This is a genomic window from Shewanella rhizosphaerae (assembly GCF_019457655.1).
GTDB lineage: Bacteria > Pseudomonadota > Gammaproteobacteria > Enterobacterales > Shewanellaceae > Shewanella > Shewanella loihica.
In genome coordinates, this window is record NZ_CP080420.1 from 1,992,637 (window position 1) to 2,010,833 (window position 18,197).

The 18,197-nt window shown below is 55.7% G+C and carries 16 protein-coding genes; 4 read left to right on the top strand and 12 right to left on the bottom strand.

Translation table 11 applies throughout. The features are described 5' to 3' along the window. Window positions 1-378 precede the first annotated feature (378 nt). The 12 genes from K0I63_RS08985 to hyaA all read right to left on the bottom strand — a co-directional run bounded on the left by K0I63_RS08985 (window position 379) and on the right by hyaA (window position 12,520). Window positions 379-543, bottom strand: coding sequence for a hypothetical protein (locus K0I63_RS08985; protein ID WP_181006099.1), 165 nt, complete (start codon window positions 541-543; stop codon window positions 379-381). Next, window positions 515-919, bottom strand: coding sequence for a hydrogenase maturation nickel metallochaperone HypA/HybF (locus K0I63_RS08990; protein WP_220083194.1), 405 nt, complete (start codon window positions 917-919; stop codon window positions 515-517). Before K0I63_RS08990 ends, K0I63_RS08985 begins: the two co-directional genes overlap by 29 nt. Continuing rightward, window positions 919-1,929, bottom strand: coding sequence for a hydrogenase expression/formation protein HypE (hypE, locus tag K0I63_RS08995; RefSeq protein ID WP_220083195.1), 1,011 nt, complete (start codon window positions 1,927-1,929; stop codon window positions 919-921). The genes K0I63_RS08990 and hypE overlap by 1 nt, the downstream gene beginning before the upstream one ends. 2 nt (window positions 1,930-1,931) lie before the next feature. Next, window positions 1,932-3,047: a hydrogenase formation protein HypD gene (hypD, locus tag K0I63_RS09000; protein WP_220083196.1), complete on the bottom strand. Its 1,116-nt coding sequence runs from the start codon at window positions 3,045-3,047 to the stop codon at window positions 1,932-1,934. Then, window positions 3,044-3,292 (bottom strand): HypC/HybG/HupF family hydrogenase formation chaperone, encoded by a 249-nt coding sequence (locus K0I63_RS09005; protein WP_144198986.1) that lies wholly within the window; start codon window positions 3,290-3,292, stop codon window positions 3,044-3,046. The genes hypD and K0I63_RS09005 overlap by 4 nt, the downstream gene beginning before the upstream one ends. A gap of 2 nt (window positions 3,293-3,294) precedes the next feature. Further along, window positions 3,295-4,128: a hydrogenase nickel incorporation protein HypB gene (gene hypB, locus K0I63_RS09010; protein WP_220083197.1), complete on the bottom strand. Its 834-nt coding sequence runs from the start codon at window positions 4,126-4,128 to the stop codon at window positions 3,295-3,297. Window positions 4,129-4,279: 151 nt separating this feature from the next. Further along, entirely contained in the window at window positions 4,280-6,649 is a 2,370-nt protein-coding gene (hypF, locus tag K0I63_RS09015) for a carbamoyltransferase HypF (RefSeq protein ID WP_258406976.1), read from the bottom strand. A 1-nt stretch (window position 6,650) separates the two neighbouring features. Beyond that, window positions 6,651-8,435 carry a NiFe hydrogenase gene (locus K0I63_RS09020; protein WP_220083198.1) on the bottom strand — a complete coding sequence of 595 codons (1,785 nt, stop codon included), beginning with the start codon at window positions 8,433-8,435 and terminating at the stop codon, window positions 6,651-6,653. After that, the gene (locus K0I63_RS09025) at window positions 8,416-8,979 is read right to left on the bottom strand and encodes a HyaD/HybD family hydrogenase maturation endopeptidase (RefSeq protein WP_144198992.1); all 564 of its coding nucleotides are present in this window, start codon (window positions 8,977-8,979) and stop codon (window positions 8,416-8,418) included. The genes K0I63_RS09020 and K0I63_RS09025 overlap by 20 nt, the downstream gene beginning before the upstream one ends. A gap of 11 nt (window positions 8,980-8,990) precedes the next feature. Next, on the bottom strand, window positions 8,991-9,662 hold the full coding sequence (gene cybH, locus K0I63_RS09030; RefSeq protein WP_220080602.1) for a Ni/Fe-hydrogenase, b-type cytochrome subunit: 672 nt from the start codon (window positions 9,660-9,662) through the stop codon (window positions 8,991-8,993). 10 nt (window positions 9,663-9,672) lie between these two features. Beyond that, entirely contained in the window at window positions 9,673-11,379 is a 1,707-nt protein-coding gene (gene hyaB / locus K0I63_RS09035; RefSeq protein WP_220083199.1) for a nickel-dependent hydrogenase large subunit, read from the bottom strand. Between the two features lie 4 nt (window positions 11,380-11,383). Beyond that, window positions 11,384-12,520 (bottom strand): nickel-dependent hydrogenase small subunit, encoded by a 1,137-nt coding sequence (gene hyaA, locus K0I63_RS09040; RefSeq protein WP_011865563.1) that lies wholly within the window; start codon window positions 12,518-12,520, stop codon window positions 11,384-11,386. 342 nt (window positions 12,521-12,862) lie between these two features. On the opposite strand from hyaA, the gene K0I63_RS09045 reads away from it, so the two are divergent. From K0I63_RS09045 to K0I63_RS09060, 4 genes are all read left to right on the top strand, one after another. Beyond that, complete coding sequence (locus K0I63_RS09045) at window positions 12,863-13,279, top strand: CBS domain-containing protein (RefSeq protein ID WP_011865564.1); 417 nt, start codon at window positions 12,863-12,865, stop codon at window positions 13,277-13,279. Between the two features lie 156 nt (window positions 13,280-13,435). Continuing rightward, window positions 13,436-17,323 carry an ATP-dependent RNA helicase HrpA gene (gene hrpA / locus K0I63_RS09050; protein ID WP_220083200.1) on the top strand — a complete coding sequence of 1,296 codons (3,888 nt, stop codon included), beginning with the start codon at window positions 13,436-13,438 and terminating at the stop codon, window positions 17,321-17,323. 418 nt (window positions 17,324-17,741) lie between these two features. Beyond that, entirely contained in the window at window positions 17,742-17,900 is a 159-nt protein-coding gene (locus K0I63_RS09055) for a nitrate reductase (RefSeq protein ID WP_011865566.1), read from the top strand. 39 nt (window positions 17,901-17,939) lie between these two features. After that, a complete protein-coding gene (locus K0I63_RS09060; protein ID WP_041406610.1) occupies window positions 17,940-18,197 on the top strand; it encodes a chaperone NapD in 258 nt (85 codons plus the stop codon).

The window sequence follows — 18,197 nt, forward strand, 5'->3', positions numbered from 1 at the left end:
TGCGAATTTAGGTAGCAAAGATACTTTTTTATTTGATGTCTGGTTTACTATTCCAATTTTTCCAGAAGACTTCCTGTCCAAAGGTATCCAAAAGGATCATAGTTACACGCTGTTTAGAATGATAGATATGTAAAAGGTTTGTGTTTGAGTTGTTTAAGCCTTAATCATGTCATTAGTAGGATAGGCGCAGGTTGCCAATTTGCTGGGGAGTGAAGAGATAATAGTTTGTTCAATACTGCTGGCTAAGTCTCAGTGAGATAATCCAAAGTAATCCTATTGAACCTAGCGAAATTAAGGTGAGCTTTGGCTAGACGCATAGAGACGGCGCTAGACTCTGGGGAGTCTAACGCTGTCGATACGCTTAGGGTAACGCTTGGATTAAGAGCGTTTCTTCCACAGCATCACGCCGGCGACGATGATCACTAGCGCTATGATGGGGAGTAGGTCGTTTAGGTGGTGGAACAGACCTATGCCGTTGTGCCCTGGGTGTGCCCAGGCCGCCGCAGGAAGAAGGCTAGCGAGTAGTAGTGAGGCTTTTTTCATTGTAATACTCCATATATGTTTGGTTATATTCATCGGTTTCCAGCTCTAGTTGCATCAGCAGCAATTCTTCCCCTTCGATGATGCGGGTCTCATAGCTGTGACAACTAGGACAAATGACACTTCGTTCTTTAATGGTATGAGTGCTTTGGCAAGCCTGGCACTCGAGCACCAATTCTTGATGTAGAATCTCCAGCTCCGCCTCTCTGGCGCGCCCCTCCAGCTTGAAGGTTTCAAACGCGGTCGCCAGTAGGGCGGGCTCGACGCCGCTAAGGACGCCGATCTTTATCACCACCTTAGTGATCCTGCTCGCCTGATTGGCGATGGCGTGCTGTTCACACTGTTCCAGCAGGGCGGTGACAATCGAATACTCGTGCATTAACAGATCCTTGGCAGCAGTTCACCCTGGGGCAGATCGAGGTAGCGGCTGCTGCCCCATGGGGTCTTGAGCACCACCTTACCCGGATGAGTCCCTTCCACATGACCTATGATGGCCGCCTGCTGGCAGTGGCCGTAGCGCTGGATGATCTCCAGTGCGCCGTCGGCGATTTCACCCGGCACCGCCAGGATGAAGGTGCCTTCGTTGGCAAGATCATGAGGCTCGAAGCCATAGAGCTCACATAAGCCTTTTACCTCGTCACATACGGGGATCTTGCTCTCCTCGACATTGATGCCGACATTGGAGGCGCTGGCCCATTCGTTGAGTACCGCCGCCAGACCGCCACGGGTGGCGTCGCGCATGGCGTGTACCTCTATGTTGCAGGCGATCAACTGTTCGACCACGGGCCAGAGGTTGGCGCAGTCGCTGACCAGCTCAGATTCCAGGGTGAGTCCCTCGCGGGCCATCAGGATGGCGGCGCCGTGACGGCCGATATCGCCAGAGACCAGGATGGCATCACCGGCTTGCAGATTTTTCACCGAGATCTGTGGCTTCAACACACGGCCGACCCCGGAGGTGTTGATAAACAGGCCATCGGCGCAGCCCTTAGGCACGACTTTGGTATCGCCGCAGACGATGCGGGTGCCGCTCTTGTGCAGCTCCTCGGCCATGCTGGTGACAATTTCCTTGAGGGCGCTGATGGCAAAGCCTTCTTCTATGATGAAGCTGCAGCTCAGGTATTGGGGTTCGGCGCCCATCATGGCCAGATCGTTGACCGTGCCCGCGATGGCGAGCTTGCCTATGTTGCCACCGGCAAAAAACAGCGGCGATACGGTGAAGGAGTCTGTGGTAAAGGCGGCCTGACCCTCGAAGTGGAGCAGGGCGGCGTCTTCTTCGCTTGCCAAAATCGGGTTGTTGAAGGCCTTGAAGAAGATCGACTTGATCAGTCGGTTCATCTCCTTGCCGCCACCGCCGTGACTGAGTTGTACGGTTTTTTCGTTGTCGGCCATGATTAGACTCCGTTATAGCGGTAATAGGCGTTGCAGGCGCCTTCCGAGCTGACCATGCAGCTGCCGAGGGGCGTCTCTGGGGTGCAGCCGCGGCCAAAGACCTTACAGTCTTTCGGCTTGGCGATGCCTCTTAAGATGTCGCCGCACTGGCAGGCCTTGTGATCGTCGATATCGGCCACGTTCAGCTTGTCGCGATAGATCACCTCGGCGTCGCGGAGGGCAAATTCGGGTCTTAGCATCAGCGCCGACTCATTCAGCGGTCCCAGACCGCGCCAACGGAAATGCGGCCTGACGGTGAGGTACTGATTGACCTTCTGCTGGGCATGGACGTTACCTTCCTCGCTCACGGCGCGGCTATATTGCACGTCCAGTTCGGCGACGCCATCGACCTTCTGCTTGACGATGCGCAGGATAGATTCCATCACATCCACAGGCTCAAACCCAGATACCACCACTGGGGTGCCGTATTGAGTCACGGCGGGGCGGTAGAGCTTGGCACCGGCGATCACGCTCACGTGAGCCGGGCCGATAAAGGCATTCACCTTGGCTTGGGGATCGGCCATCACGGCGTCTATGGCCGGTGGCACCAGCACATGGTTGATGTGGAACAGCAGGTTATCAAGCCCTTGTTGCTCAGCCTGCTCGATAAGCACCGCCGTCATGGGGGTTGAGGTTTCGAACCCTATGGCGAAGAAGATCACCTGCTTATCTGGGTTCTCCTTGGCAATGGTCAGGGCGTCCATGGGATCGTAGAGCGGGCGGATATCGCAGCCCTTGGCCCTGAATTCGGCCAGGCTGCCTTTTGAGCCGGGCACGCGGATCATATCCCCCAGGGTCACCAAAATCACGTCGGGCTGAGAGGCCAGGATGGCGGCGTGATCGATGCGCTCCTTGGGCATGACACACACGGGGCAGCCAGGGCCGTGGACAAATTCGATGTTGTCAGGCAGCAGCTGATTTAGGCCATATTTCATGATGGTGTGGGTATGACCGCCGCACACCTCCATGATGTAGATGTTGCCCTCATGCTTGGCGGCGTGCAGGGCGATCTCCTTAGCCAGATTGTGTATGGTTTCAGGATCTCTAAAGCCCTGATACAGCTGTTTTAGCTCTATCATGCCTGGGCCTCCTGCTCATTCATCTTGGCGACGATCTCCTGATACAGGGCCAGGCTTTGCTCGGCGTCTGCCTTGTCTATCTTGTTCATCACGAAGCCGATATGGATCAGCACATAGTCGTCGAGGGCCAGTGGCTCCTCCATCAGATGGCTGCTGACCTTGCGCTTCACCCCCAGGGTCTCGACCGTCACGGCCTGCTCCTCGGGGTGGAGTGCTACAATTCTTGAGGGGATGGATAGGCACATGGTTACTGGCTCCTGTGGGCGTTTAGCCAGTCGACCACGGCGCGCATGCTGTCGCCATCCTTGATGGAGGTGGTGATCACCTGGGCATCAGGGTTGAGGCGTTTCACCTGGGCCTTGGCTTCCTCAACGCTGAAATCGAAGTGGGGCAGCAGGTCGGCCTTGGTGATCAACACCAGATCTGCCTTGCGGAACATCACAGGGTATTTCTCTATCTTGTCATCGCCTTCGGGTACAGACACCAGCACTATGTTGAAGTGGGTGCCTACATCGTAGGAGGCGGGGCAGACCAGGTTACCGACGTTCTCCACGAAGCAGATATCCAGGGCCGCCAGATCCACATGATGCAGGGCATCGTGCACCATGAAAGCGTCCAGGTGACAGGCGGAGCCGGTCTGGATTTGGAAGGCGGGAATGCCCTTGGCGGTGAGGCGGTCGGCGTCGCGGGAGGTCTCAAGATCGCCTTCGACCACGCCATAGTTAAGATCTGTGTACTCCTTGAGGTGCTCGAGCAGTGTGGTCTTGCCGCTGCCCGGGCTGCTCATCAAGTTGAAGGCGGTAATATTGTGGGCCTCGAAGTGGGCACGGTTGTGGGCCGCTTCGTGGTCGTTCTTGTCGAGGATCTTATGGATGACAGACAGTGTCTTCTTGTCGTTGAGCTGGGGATTGCTACGCAGGGTGCCGTGGTCGTGATGATGCCCGTGGCTGTACTCATGACCGTGCGCGTGGCTGTGCTCATGGCTGTGTTCGTGATGATTATCATGCTCATGGCTGTGGTGATGGTCATGATCATGGTGATCATGATCCCGAGTGATAGAGCAGCCGCAGTCTTTACACATAATGAACTCCAAAAAATCTAAGGCGTTAATGCCATTTTGCGCTAGGGGCCCGGTGACTTCATTGACCCGGGTCAGTTTTAGGCAAAATCCTGTTAATCAAATTGGCTCAAGCGCTTATCGCAGGGCGATTTAGGGCGCGGCTTAAGCCGAGTTAATGTTTGTGTATGGCGTACCAGAGTTGCCCCAGGGCAATGCCGCCATCGTTAACCGGTACCTGGTGCGAATCGAGCACCTTAATCTTAGCCATCTCTAGGCGTTTACGTGTCTCGCTGAGCAGATAGCGGTTTTGAAACACGCCGCCGCAAAGCGTCACATCTAAGCCGCTAAGCTTGATGGCGCAGTCGGTGACCGCCTGGGCCAGCGCGTTCATGAAGCCGCGGGCGATAAGGCTTATGCCTTCGGGCTTGTGCTGCCATTTGAGCAGGGCATTGACCATCTGCGGCCAGAGGGCTTCTAGCTGCCATACGCCATCTTTCTCACTCAGGCCAAAGGCCAGATCCGCCGCCGCGAGCTCGCTTTCTAACTGCGCCTCGCTGACCTCATTGGCCTTGGCCTCGATCAACATGCCGGCCTGACCCTCAAACTGGGTGGTCTGCATCAGGCCGAGCAGGCAGGCGGTGGCATCAAACAGACGGCCGATGGAGCTGGTCATCTGGGTCGCGACGCCTTTCTGCCACAGGGTATGCAGGTTGCCGATGAGGCTGGCTGGCAGTCCCTCAAGCGATGCCAGTGGCAGCGCCTTTATCTGTTCAGGCGAGTAGCGCGCGAACAGCAGCGCCAGCATGATGCGGCGGGGATCCTTAATCGCCTGCTCGCCGCCGATCAGCGCCATTGGGCTAAGGTGGGCGACGCGCTGGAAACCTGAGATATCGGCTAGCATGGCTTCGCCGCCCCAGAGCTGGCGTTCATCCCCGAGACCCGTGCCATCGAAGCTGAAACCCAATACCTTGTCGACTCTCTGATTGACGGCCATGACGCTGAGGATATGGGCGTAGTGGTGCTGCACCTGAGTGTAGGCTATGCCTTGCGCATCCTTTTGCCGCTGGGCCCAGATGGTCGAGGCGTAATCGGGGTGCTTGTCGCTCACCAGGTGTTTGGGGCTGAACTGATACAGGCGCTTAAAGGTCGCCAGGGTGTCGATGAAGTATTGCTCCGCCTCCAGGCTGAAAAGGTCACCTATGTGCGGGCTAAGCACCAGGTTGTGATCGAAGCCGAAGGCGATGCTGTTCTTCTGCTGGGCGCCCACGGCCAGCGTCTCTTGGGGGACTTCCTCTGGTAGCGCCAGGGTCAGCGGCGCATAGCCCCGCGCCAGACGGATCACCTGCAACTTGTCATCCACCATCTGCACCACGCTGTCGTCACAGCCGTTAAGGATCTCGCGGTTATGATCCAGCACGGCATCGACCACCTCACCCAGACGCTCGAAGATCTGCTCGCCGTGCGTGATGATGGGCTCGCCGCTGCGGTTGGCACTGGTGGCCACGAGCGGACGGTTTAGCCTGCTGAGCAGCAGTTGATGCAGCGGCGTGTAGGGCAGAAACAGCCCGAGTCTGTCGATGCCGGGGGCCACGGCCGGACTTAGGGTGTCGCTGCTCAGCGCATCGCTACTGGATTCATCTTTGTTGAGCGCCTTTTGCAGCAGGGTGATGGGCCGCTCGGCGCTTTGCAGTAGTTGCCACTCGGCATCGCTGCCGCAGGCCAGTGTCTTGGCCATGTCGAGCGAGGCGCACATCACGGCGAAGGGCTTGGCCGGGCGCTGCTTACGGGATCTCAGCTGCATCACCGCCTCATCATTGGTGGCATCGCACACCAGATGAAAACCACCTAGTCCCTTGATGGCCAGGGTCTTGCCCTTTGCCAGCAGCTCTACGGCCAGGTCCAGCGCGGCGTTACGCTCACCAAGCAGACGCTTATCTTGTGCCAGCAGACTGAGCTGTGGGCCGCATTTGGGGCAGCTCACCGGCTGGGCGTGGTAGCGCCTGTCGAGCGGATTCTGATAGGCCGCCGCGCAGGCATCACACATGACGAACTCGGCCATGGCGGTGTTGGGCCTGTCATAGGGCAGGGCGCGGATCAGGGTATACCTGGGGCCGCAGTTAGTGCAGTTGGTAAAAGGGTACTGATAGTGACGGTTGCCGGGATCCATGATCTCATCGAGACACTCCTGGCAACTGCTCTTGTCGCTGGAGACGGCCACCACCGCCTTGGCATCCGCCTGGCTGTGCACTATCTCGAAGCTGTTGCACTCTTCAAGCGGCAGCTCAGTCTCACTCAGGCTGTCGATGCGGGCAAGTGACGGCGGCGTCTGGGTCAGGGCCTCGACGAAGGCGTTAATCGCAGCATCGCTGCCCTGCAGCTCCACCGTCACGCCTTTACTGTGGTTGAAGGTCAGGCCCAGCAGACCAAGCTCAGTCGCCCAGCGGTAGACGAAGGGGCGAAAACCAACCCCTTGGACGATACCCGTTACCGCCAGTCGTACGCGCTTGGTCGATGCCATGGACCTTTGTAACCCGCTCGACATGCTACAGCCTGCGTTTCTTCAGCAGCAGGGCGCCGATAGCATGGTTGTTGCCATCGATCTCCAGCAGCTGGTTGTGTTTGAGGGGGAAGTTCTTGCCGACCCGCAGGGCGACCCGCTGACACAGCAGGGGGTTTACCCACTCGCTGCCGGCCAGGGCCACCGATTTGACCCCAAGGTTGAGATCCAGATGCTCAATCCAGTTTGCCAGGTAGTCGGCGAAGGAGTCGTGCATGCCAAAGGCCAGTTTCTGGCTGTCTCTGTCGTCGGCCAGACGGAAGCTGATCAGGCTGCCCAGCGTCTTGCACCAGTTGAGGCTGCGATAGGCTTCGCCGCGGGTGAGCGGGTAGTCGATGCGCGGCGAGTTACTGCCGCGATGGGCCATGGCAGCGGCCATCAGGGCGTCGTTGAGATCGCCAACGCTCAAGGAACGGCTCTCGAGACCCAGGATCACCGCGCCCACCGCCCATAGGGCGCTTAAACTGTGGCGCTCATTGGGAAGCTTAAGGTCCAGTAGCCTGAGATAATCTTCGGGGTAGCGCTGCTTAAACTTCTCCAGCACCTTGCGCTGGGGGCTCTGCTCCAATTGATGATAGATCTCATAGCCGTTTTCCGGCAGCTCGGGCAGGGCAAAGAAACGCTCGGCCTCGCACTTGCCATCTAAGGTGTAGATCTGCCCGCCATGGTCACGGCTGAGGTAGATGATGGCGCTGTTCTTATCAAGGCCATGCTCGAGATTCACGCTGTGCAGGGCGCACAGGGCAAGGTCATCATCGCCCAAGATAGCAGGCGTCATGGCGCCGTGGCGGCTCTTGACGTCACTGCCTTGTTCCAGCAGGTAGTGGCCGCCCTGTTTATCGCTGTGGCTGGCGTAGTAATAGGTGTCCTTGCCCGCCAGCAGCACAGTGTCATGTAGTGGCTGCTTGGGCGAGTCGATGCGCAGGGCGTTTGGCGCATTCGTGTGGATCTCGGCCCATTGGCCATCGATATAGGCAAGTGCCTCGCCCTGGGTGGGATCGGTTAAATAGACCCAGTCTGTGCCGTGCTGGCGCAGATGCTCGGCCAGGATCACCAAGAGGCGGTTGTAGGCGAAGCAGAGATCGTACAGCGGCTGGGCGAGCTTTGGATGATCTTTGATGGGCCGTACGCAGATGAGTGGCTTCTCTATGCTCGACAGCGCCAACACCTGAGGATCGCTGAGGTGGAACTGGGCATTTAAAGTGTTGGGATTACAGATAAGCAGGCGAGGGCGCTGACTCTTTTTATGGGTACTTCCATTGGGATTGTTGTCAACCGGGCTCAGGCTTAGCCGAATGCCGCCTGCCAGCTCGAGTTCGCCCTGGGTCATCAGGCGCTGATACATGGCCTGAATGTCGCCAGCGGTCAGGCCGCGATAATCCTGATGGATGCGGCGCTCGCCGTGGCAACAGTCGCAGGCAAGAGCCAGCTGGCCAAACTCTGGCGCCTGATTATCACCAAAGTGGGGCGCGCACTGCTGACAAAACTCCTGCACCAGTGGCTGGGTGGCCAAAGGGGCTTTGCTGCCGGTCGGCGCGTCGATCAGGGCGATGCGGGAATCGGTGAGCCATACGGAGATCAGAAAATCCTGGGCGATATCATCGGCCAGGGCTTCCAGCTCGCTCTGTTTGCCCTCGGCCTCGATAAAATAGGCGCCGCCCTGGTAACCGACATGGATATTTAGTTCACCATAATTTAGGTATCGGTTACATAAATGCGCGTAAAGCGGCACCTGCCGTGAGCAGGTAAATTCAAATTTGATTGTCTTCATCTAGGGTTACACCGCGCTTATAAGAATCTGGAATGAGCGTTTCAATAGCCAAGTCGTTGATCCGTTCGATCTCGAATCCGAGGGACTTGAAATGGGTGAGTATTGTCGTTTCCATCAGGGGAACGGCGGCGGCGACACGCGGGGTGAGCCCCAGTGTCATAGGTTCGAGTACGGTTGGCGTGCAGCCAAGTACGAAAGTTTTTGGTCTGTCTCCGACCATCTCCATCATGGTCAATGTCTGTAACATCTCCACCTCGTGTGCGCTTCCTTGCCAATCGATCTCGCTGGGAGCCTTGTCGAAATCGAAAAAATAGACCTCTCCTGGTCCGACGCCGTGGGCGTTGACCGTATCTACCACCACAAGATAGTCGTATTTACAGATAATGGGAATTAGCCCTTGGGCTAAGGTGCCACCATCCATCACATCGAGTTGATGCGACGGATGGCTAAAGCGATAGTTTTCTTGCAGGTAATTGACAAAATGTACGCCGATCCCTTCATCGGCGTACAGCACATTACCAATACCGAGTAACAGTATTTTCATGGCGCCCTTATTTAGTGCTTCTTAGGATGGTAGTCATAGCCAGAGACGATGGAATCTACCGAATTATGTTTAAATCTTATGCCGGTCCAAACCGCCATATAGACGTGGATCACCACAAAGATAATAAACACCCAAGTAAAGTAATGGTGCCAGATCCTCAGCTGGGCCAGGCCGCCCATTGCGCCGGTCAACCAGGCCGCGAAGTCGCCTAACATGCCGCCAAGGCCGAGATGATAGACGTTGGCGTACAGTGCCAGGCCTGTGATGCAGATAAGCGCTGCGATCACTGACACGGCAAAGTAGGTGACAAATTGCAAGGGACCATACACACCTTTCTTATCCAGGTGTCCCATCCAGAGATAGGACTTAAGCTGCACTATCCAGCTGTTGACGCTGGCGACATCCTTAAAGGAGCGCCGCTCTATGTCGCTCTTGCTGAAGAAGAACAGGTAGGCCCTGGCAAGCGTGATGGCACACAGCACGAAGCCGAAGATCAGGTGGGCAAATCTAACCCATCCCTGTACCAACACATCCGTGCTGCTCGGCGCCACCAAAAACGGCCAGGCAATATAGAAGCCTGTTATGACAAGAACCAGTATGGAGAGCGCTCGCAACCAGTGGAAAATCCTGATCGCGGCGCTGAAGATAAAGGCTCTCTCATAGGGTACATTGGTTGTAGCCATGAGTTGCTCCTTAGTTATTGCCGTTTGGGTCGATACGGAACTCACCCAGATTTTGGCCCTTATAGTCCATCACGTGTACCGAACAGGCCATACATGGGTCGAACGAGTGAATGATACGTATCACTTCCAGGGGTTTGGTTGGGTCTTCCAGCTTGAGGCCCAATAGGGATGCCTCATAGGGACCTACCTTACCGGCGGCGTCCACAGGGCCTGCGTTCCAGGTCGTAGGTACCACAGCCTGATAGTTCTCCACCAGACCGTTCTTGATGCGGATCCAGTGGCTGAGCATGCCGCGCGGCGCCTCAATCATGGCGTGACCCACATACTCTTTGCTTGGGTCGATCTCTGGCTTCACATAGGTCGCCTCATCCACAAGCAGGTTGTTGATCAGGGCATCGAAGGTCTTAAGACCCTGCTCGGCCACGATAACGGTTTGCAGCATGCGCGCCGCGGTGCGGCCAAGCGTGGTAAACAGGGCTTCAACCGGCAGGCCAGTGGCTTCCAGCAGACCGTTCACCGCATCGACCACCACCTTGTTACCGCGGGCATAGCTGACCAGCAGGCTAGAGAGTGGACCTACCTCGACAGGCTCGCCCTGGTAGCGGGGTGATTTCACCCAGCTGTACTTGCCGTCGCCATCCAGTGTCGGCAGTTTGCCGTAGACTGTGTCGCGCTCCACGAAGCCTGTGTAGTTTGGGATTGTGGTGCCGTCATATGGATGCTGTGGTTCGCTTGCGTCATACCAGGCGTGGCTCACATCTTCCTTGATCAGATCTGGGTTGATGTCGGTGACATTAGCCAGATCGCCATTCATGATCACACCTTGGTCGAACATGTACTGACCGTCGGCGAGGACAAAGTCGTTGGTCGCCAGGAAGTTCTTCACGTTGACGCCGCCCAGCACGCTAGGCTCGCCGCCGAAAGCTTCGGCCGCCATGACGATATCCGCCTTATAGGCGCGGTTGATAAAGTCGGCCACGATGGCGTGTTTCTGTTTCCACTCCTGCAGACGGGCAGGGCTTAACATGTCACGCACCGAGGTAACACCACCGACCACCAGTGACTGAGGATGCGGCTGCTTACCACCGAAGATGGCCAGCATCTCGGCCGCAACGCGCTGTACTTCCAGTGCCTTGAGGTAGTGAGACAGGGCGATTAGGTTTTGCTCAGGGGTAAACTTATAGGTGCCGTTGCCCCAGTAAGCGTTGGCGAAGGGGCCAAGTTTACCGGTTTCGACGAAGCCCTTGACGCGCTCTTGTACCGCGCGCAGCTCACCTTCGCCGGCGGCGATTGGGTTGTGGGTATATTTCAGGGCCACCTGTGCGGCGGCGGCCGGATCGGCACTCAGCGCAGAGACCACATCCACCCAGTCCAGGCCGTGGAGGTGATAGAAGTGTACTATGTGGTCATGCATATAGAGCGAGGTCTGCATGAGCGAGCGCAGATACTTGGCGTTCAGTGGAATCTTCACCCCTAAGGCGTTTTCCACCGCCTCGGTACCACAGCGATAGTGTGAATAGGTACAGACACCACAGATACGTTGAACGATAAGGCCCACATCCATCGGAGTGCGTCCCTTGAGGATCACTTCGATGCCACGCCATAGGGTGGAGGAGGACCAGGCTTTTTGAACAACATTATTTTCGTCGACTTCGACCTCGATGCGCAGATGGCCTTCGATTCGAGTGATAGGGTCGATAACTACACGTTTGCTCATTGAATTAGTCCTCCTTCGAATTGGCAAATACGCTGGCAACAGCATGAGCGCCGATACCTACAGCTGTGGCACCCAAGATCACTGCGCCGACGGTATCGGCCGTTGCGTCCAGTCCGTGAAGGAGCTGTCTGCCAAGGGGTTTTTCAAAGTCGGCCATGTCGTCCCAGAAGTTAGGCTCGGAGCAGCCCATACATCCGTGACCCGCAAGTACCGGCCAACTGGTGTGGTGATTGAATCTTTCTGTGGGGCAGTTGTTATAGGTATAAGGCCCTTTACATCCCACTTTATAGAGGCAGTAACCCTCTTTCGCGCCTTCATCGCCGAACTGTTCGACAAATTCGCCCGCATCGAAGCGGCCGCGACGTTCACAGTTATCGTGTACCCGTGCGCCGTAGGCCCACTTAGGACGGTTAAACATATCCAGCGCAGGCAGTTTGCCGAACATGATGAAATACATCAGGGTGCCGACAATGTTCTTCTCACTCGGTGGGCAGCCACCTAAGTTAACCACTGTCTTATTCACTACCTTATCGACGCCCTTGGCACCGGTTGGGTTAGGAGCTGCGGCCTGCACGCCACCGAAGGAGGCGCAGGTACCGACAGAGATGATCGCCGCGGCGCCTTCGGCCGCATGCTTGATGATCTCAAGGCCGGTGTGACCCTTACAGCCAACGGTGAGGAAGGCACCATTGTTGGCGGTAGGGATAGCCCCCTCGACGGCCAGCAGGTAGTTACCTTTGTAGGTTTCCAGTGCGTGTTCCAGGTTTTCTTCGGCTTGCCAACCGGCGGCGGCCATCAGGGTTTCATGGTATTCCAATGAAACATGGTCGAAGATCAGTGAGTCGAGGTTAGGGGTGTCTGCACGCACCAGAGATTCGGAGCAGCCGGTACATTCGGCCATGTGCAACCAGATCAGTGGTACGCGGTCCGCCAACTCGGCGGCTTCAGCAACCAGTGTGCTAAAGGGAAGCGGCAATGCCAGCATAGCGGTGACGGCGGCGCTCCATTTCATAAAGTCTCGGCGGGTGATTCCATGCTCTTCCATCTTGTCTTGCAATGTCTGAGCATGACGAGGCGCCAAGCGACGTAACTCTTCGAGGCGTGCTTGGCCTTGTTGATATAAGGCGGCATGTGTGTCCATGGTTAACCCTTTGTTTTCATTTTGATGCGAAAATGTAGTGGCACGATTCAGTAACTTAGTTTAGGCCTCAAATTCCGTGCGAATGTTGATGTATGTCAACATTTATAAACCTTGTGATCCGCAAGGGCATTCCACCTTCTATAGCTATGAGCTGGATCAAGTTTATTTAAAAACATGGGTCAAAATGTCCCACTTTTTGGCGGCATTTGATCCGCTTCAAACTTTATGCCTGTTGCATAAATGTTTGTTTTGTATGCTTATAAATAAAGTTGGTTAAAACTTCGGCTTTTTAGACCAACCTTAATTACACTTAAGGTGCGGACACGATTAAGGAGTCAGAATATGGAATCGATGAAAGTCGTTGATTATATGGATCGCCAGCCGGTGTTATTACAGGCAGACATGACACTGGCGGCCGCGGTCGAGAAGCTGCTCTCACAAAAAAAACTAGGCGCAGCCGTGGTCGATGCACAGGGTCATTTGGTGGGGTTTTTGTCGCAACAAGATTGTTTAGCCGTGATGTTAAAGAGTACCTATCACTGCGATCTCACCGCGAACGTGAGTGACTGCATGCGCACCGATGTACTTACCGTCAGCAAGGATGAGCCCATCATCAGTTTGGCGGAGCAGATGCTGCTGCCCAAGCCTAAGATCTATCCTGTGATCGACCAGGGCAGGGTGGTCGGCATCATAGACAGAAATGCCGTATTGAGGGCGATCAACACCTCCATGCAGGAGTGTTATCTTAAACCTGCCTAAGTCGATGCTTATGTTCACCTTTTTATCGGCAAGTACCACACGGCAAAACCGATAATCAGGTGAACAAATTCGCCCGCTAGAGGCGATTTTCCATATCAAAATGGCGCGTTCCTTGGTAGGATCCCTGCTTTGTGTTTTGCTATATGGGTTTTTCCTTTGAATTCGCCACGTCACCCCCTGTCTCATGCCTTCCTCAACCAGTGTTTTCAGGCCGATGCCTCTCGCATCAAGCGCCGCCTTCATAGACTGAAAAAACAAGCCGACGGCGAGCAGAAAGATGAGGCGCTGGCCCAGCTAGAAGAGCAGGCCATTGCCGCCGCTGCTAAGGTTGAGAGCCGCAGGCAGAATCGCCCCGAGATCAACTATCCCGACGCCTTGCCCGTGTCGCAAAAGCGCGGCGAGATAGCCGAGGCGATCGCCAATAACCAGGTGGTGATAGTGGCCGGTGAAACCGGCTCGGGTAAGACGACTCAGCTGCCGAAGATCTGTCTCGAGCTTGGCCTGGGCACCCGCGGCCTGATAGGCCACACCCAGCCAAGACGACTGGCCGCTCGCAGCGTGGCGACCCGTGTGGCCGAGGAACTCAATAGCCCACTGGGCGAGGTGGTGGGTTTTAAGGTGCGTTTCGCCGATGCCATCAAGCCGACCTCTTACATCAAGCTGATGACAGACGGTATCTTGCTGGCAGAGCTGAGTTCAGACAAATACCTGGATCAGTACGACACCATCATTATCGATGAGGCCCACGAGCGAAGCCTGAATATCGACTTCATCCTGGGTTACCTCAAGAGCGTGCTCAAGCGCCGTCCGGATCTTAAGGTGATCATCACCTCGGCCACCATAGACGTGGAGCGTTTCTCTAAGCATTTCAATAATGCGCCTGTGATCGAGGTGTCGGGTCGAACCTATCCGGTGGAGACCCGCTACCGTCCGCTGGTCGGCGAGCAGGATGAAGACTTAGATCTCACTGATGGCATCTTCGCTGCGGTAGAGGAGCTGATGGCCGAGGGACCGGGGGATATCCTCATCTTCCTCAACGGCGAGCGCGAGATCCGTGACCTGGCGGACCAGCTCAACAAACAGCAGTACCGAGATACCGAGGTGTTACCCCTGTATGCGCGTCTCTCTTATGGTGAGCAGTCCAAGGTGTTCAAGAGTCATTGCGGACGCCGTATCGTGCTAGCCACCAACGTGGCGGAAACCTCCTTGACGGTTCCCGGCATCAAGTATGTGATCGACCCAGGCACGGCTCGCATCAGCCGTTACAGCTATCGCACTAAGGTGCAGCGTCTGCCTATTGAGCCTATCTCTCAGGCGAGCGCCAACCAGCGTCAGGGCCGTTGTGGCCGTGTGGCGCCGGGGATCTGTATTCGTCTCTACGATGAGGCGGACTTTAACAACCGCCCCGAGTTTACCGATCCCGAGATCCTAAGGACCAACCTGGCCTCTGTCATTTTGCAGATGCTCTCCATCGGCCTTGGCGACATCGAAGGTTTCCCCTTTATCCAGCCGCCTGATGCCAGATATATCCGTGATGGTTTCCTGCTGCTGGAAGAGCTGCAGTCGGTGCGCAAACACAAGGGGCAGTTGCAACTCACGCCACTTGGACGTCAATTGGCGAGTATCCCTGTGGATCCGCGACTGGCGCGCATGGTGGTGCAGGCCAAGGAATATGGCTGCCTGCATGAGACTCTGGTGATCACCGCAGGCTTGTCGATCCAAGATCCCCGCGAGCGCCCAATGGATAAGAAGCAGGCCGCCGATGAGGCACACAGACGCTTCAACGATAAGGACTCTGATTTCATCGCCTGGGTCAAGCTGTGGGATCACATCAAGGAGCAGCAGAAAGCTCTGTCCGCCAGTCAGTTCCGCAAGCTGTGTAAGCAGGAGTTTCTGGCGTACCTACGGGTGCGAGAATGGCAGGATCTCTATACTCAGCTTCGACAAGCGGTGCACGACCTTAAGTGGAAGCTCAACAGCGAGCCCGCCGACTATGAGCTGCTGCATAAATCTTTGCTGACCGGTCTGCTGAGTCATATCGGCTTCAAGGATAAGGACAACGAGTATCTGGGGGCGCGCAACCGCAAGTTCTTCGTCTTCCCCGGCTCGCCGCTGGCCAAGAAGGGGCCTAAGTGGATCATGGCCGCCGAGATGACCGAGACCTCGCGACTGTTTGCCCGCTGCTGCGCCAAGATCCAGCCGGAATGGGTCGAGCCTCTGGCCGGTCATCTGGTGAAGAAAAGCTATGTTGAGCCCCATTTCGAGGCCAAGCAGGGCAGTGTGGTGGCGCTGGAGAACCAACTGCTCTACGGCCTGACCATAGTCAATCGCCGCCGGGTGCAATATGGCCCGGTGGAGCCGGTTGAGGCCCGCGAGATCTTCATTCGCAGCGCCCTGGCAGAAGGGGAGCTGCGCACCAAGGAAGCCTTCTTTGTTAAGAACCGCGCCCTGATCGACGATATCGAGGCGCTGGAGCACAAGTCCCGCCGCCGCGACATCTTGGTGGACGAGCAGGCGCTGGTGGATTTCTATGAGGCGCGCATCCCGGAAGGGATCTACAACGCGCCAAAGCTGCTGACCTGGTGGAAGCAGGAGAAGAAGCGCCAGCCGCATCTGCTGGACTTTGAACGTGAGCAGCTGATGAAGCGCAGCGACGAGCATGTCTCGGCGCTGGACTTCCCCGACAGCTGGCATCAGGGCAACTTTAACCTGCCGCTGAGTTATCACTTCGAGCCGGCGGATGTAGATGACGGCGTCTCTGTGCATCTTCCCGTCGCGCTGCTTAATCAGATAGAGGCCCAGGGCTTCGACTGGTTGGTGCCTGGACTCAGGGAAGAAAAGATCACCGCGCTGATCAAGTCCCTGCCTAAGACGCTGAGACGTAACTTCGTACCGGCGCCGGATTATGCCAGGGCCTGCTTACAGGCGATGGCTAATACGAACAGCAGCAGTGAGATGAGTCTGCTGGAGGCCATGTGTAAGCAGCTGCTGCGCATGAGCGGCGTGCGTATCTCGGTTGATGATTTCGACCTCTCGCAGCTCGCCCCCCATCTGCTGATCAACTTCAAGGTGGAAGATGACAAGGGCAAGTTAATCGCACAGGGCAGGGAGCTTGAGCAGCTAAAAGATACGCTTCAGGGCAGGGTAACCCAGGCGATTCGCAACGTCGCCGAGAGCGGTATAGAGCAAAGCGAGCTGACTCAGTGGAGCTTTGGCGACCTGCCCAAACAGTATGAGAAGAAGCGGGGTAACTTCCAGGTGAAGGCCTTCCCCGCGCTGGTGGACAACAAAGACAGCGTGGCCATCAAGCTGTTTGATGATGAGCACGAGGCCGGCCGCTGTCATAAGGCGGGTCTGCAGCGTCTCTTGCTGCTCAACATGCCATCTCCGGTGAAGCACCTGCAGAACACCCTGCCCAACAAGGCCAAGTTGGCCATGTACTTCAACCCCTTTGGCCAGGTGCAGTATCTGATCGACGATATCCTGTCGGCGGCGGTGCAGCAGCTACTGGATGAGAAGGGCTTAGATGTGCGCAGCGCCGAGCAGTTCGACCAGGCCAAAGATCTGGTGCGTCAGGATCTCAACCCCACGGCGGCCAAGATCGCCCTGCAGGTGGAGGAGATCTTGACCCTTTATCAGAAGGTGAAGAAGCGCCTCAAGGGCAAGATCAGCCTGGATATCGCCTTCGCCATGAGTGACATTCAGACCCAGTTGGATAACCTGGTATTCAAGGGCTTTGTCGAGCAGTGCGGTTGGCAGCGACTTTCTGATTTAATCAGGTATATCAAGGCGATAGATAATCGTTTAGATAAACTTCCCGTGGATCCTAACCGTGACCGCCTGCATCTGCATAGCATCAACAATGTGCAACAGACCCTGGCAACCCAGCTGGCCAAGGTGCCCCGCAGCGCGGCTGTGCCCGAGGCGCTGCAAGAGGCTCGCTGGATGATAGAGGAGTATCGCGTCTCCTGTTTCGCCCAGGTGTTAGGTACCGCCTATCCCATCTCGGAGAAGCGCATCCTCAACCGCATCGCCGAGGCCTGATTATTGTCATAAAGACTGGAGAAGCACCCGCAACGGGTGCTTTTTTTTACCCCACTAAATCCCCCTCTACCCCCATCGATATATTTTTACGATTTAGATCACATTTTGACTTACGAAATCGCCATTTTGTGACTATGTTTTAGTTGTTTATGAATAGCTAATTTATTCATTTTGTTGCTTTCTCAATCGAAATACGTGTCTAGGAGAGGTGATCTGGGTTTTATCTGCGACAAAAGGATGATCCAGATCAAACCTGCATAGAATTTACCGATTTAGGGGTATACAGAATGTTAAGAAGTTATTGATACCATAAATAACAGGAAGAAAAGTATGGTTTTATCGTTTGATTGGTCCACACCAACCACTGGCTAGCCTGCTTTATCTGCTATGAAAACCGGCATGACCCGTTGGAGGATGCATGAGTTCCACACCTAATGAAGAGAAAAGTTTAGAGCTAAAAATATTTGTGTTTCTAACCGTTTTTCTTGCTCCCCTGCTGTCAGTGTTACTCGTTTCTGGTTTGGGCTTCGCTATCTGGTTTAGCCAGATATTTACCGGCCCGCCAGGTGCAGGTTAACCCACTGTATTCGAACAATTATTAAGAGTGTAAATGTCAATGAGCAATGAACTTCACGTCACCAGTTTAGTGGTTCAGGTTAAGCCTGAATTTATGTCGAGTGTCAGACAGACAATCATGAAGATGGAAAATGCTGAGTTGTCTGTAAACGATGAGGTCAAGCTGGTCGTTGTGCTGGAAGGCATGACCCAGAAGGGCCTGATGGCTGACATCGAGGCGATCAACAAGATTGAGGGCGTGCTGTCCGCAGCCATGGTGTATCACCAGAGTGAAGTGCTTGAAGAGGTTGAAAAATGA

Coding starts and splice junctions, on each gene's coding strand:
- K0I63_RS09005 (WP_144198986.1), bottom strand. CDS start 3,292: ATGTGCCTATCCATCCCCTCAAGAATTGTAGCACTCCACCCCGAGGAG.
- hyaA (WP_011865563.1), bottom strand. CDS start 12,520: ATGGACACACATGCCGCCTTATATCAACAAGGCCAAGCACGCCTCGAA.
- K0I63_RS09045 (WP_011865564.1), top strand. CDS start 12,863: ATGGAATCGATGAAAGTCGTTGATTATATGGATCGCCAGCCGGTGTTA.
- hypD (WP_220083196.1), bottom strand. CDS start 3,047: ATGATAGAGCTAAAACAGCTGTATCAGGGCTTTAGAGATCCTGAAACC.
- hypB (WP_220083197.1), bottom strand. CDS start 4,128: ATGTGTAAAGACTGCGGCTGCTCTATCACTCGGGATCATGATCACCAT.
- K0I63_RS09025 (WP_144198992.1), bottom strand. CDS start 8,979: ATGAAAATACTGTTACTCGGTATTGGTAATGTGCTGTACGCCGATGAA.
- K0I63_RS09020 (WP_220083198.1), bottom strand. CDS start 8,435: ATGAAGACAATCAAATTTGAATTTACCTGCTCACGGCAGGTGCCGCTT.
- hyaB (WP_220083199.1), bottom strand. CDS start 11,379: ATGAGCAAACGTGTAGTTATCGACCCTATCACTCGAATCGAAGGCCAT.
- K0I63_RS08985 (WP_181006099.1), bottom strand. CDS start 543: ATGAAAAAAGCCTCACTACTACTCGCTAGCCTTCTTCCTGCGGCGGCC.
- K0I63_RS08990 (WP_220083194.1), bottom strand. CDS start 919: ATGCACGAGTATTCGATTGTCACCGCCCTGCTGGAACAGTGTGAACAG.
- K0I63_RS09055 (WP_011865566.1), top strand. CDS start 17,742: ATGAGTTCCACACCTAATGAAGAGAAAAGTTTAGAGCTAAAAATATTT.
- hypF (WP_258406976.1), bottom strand. CDS start 6,649: ATGTCGAGCGGGTTACAAAGGTCCATGGCATCGACCAAGCGCGTACGA.
- hypE (WP_220083195.1), bottom strand. CDS start 1,929: ATGGCCGACAACGAAAAAACCGTACAACTCAGTCACGGCGGTGGCGGC.
- K0I63_RS09060 (WP_041406610.1), top strand. CDS start 17,940: ATGAGCAATGAACTTCACGTCACCAGTTTAGTGGTTCAGGTTAAGCCT.
- cybH (WP_220080602.1), bottom strand. CDS start 9,662: ATGGCTACAACCAATGTACCCTATGAGAGAGCCTTTATCTTCAGCGCC.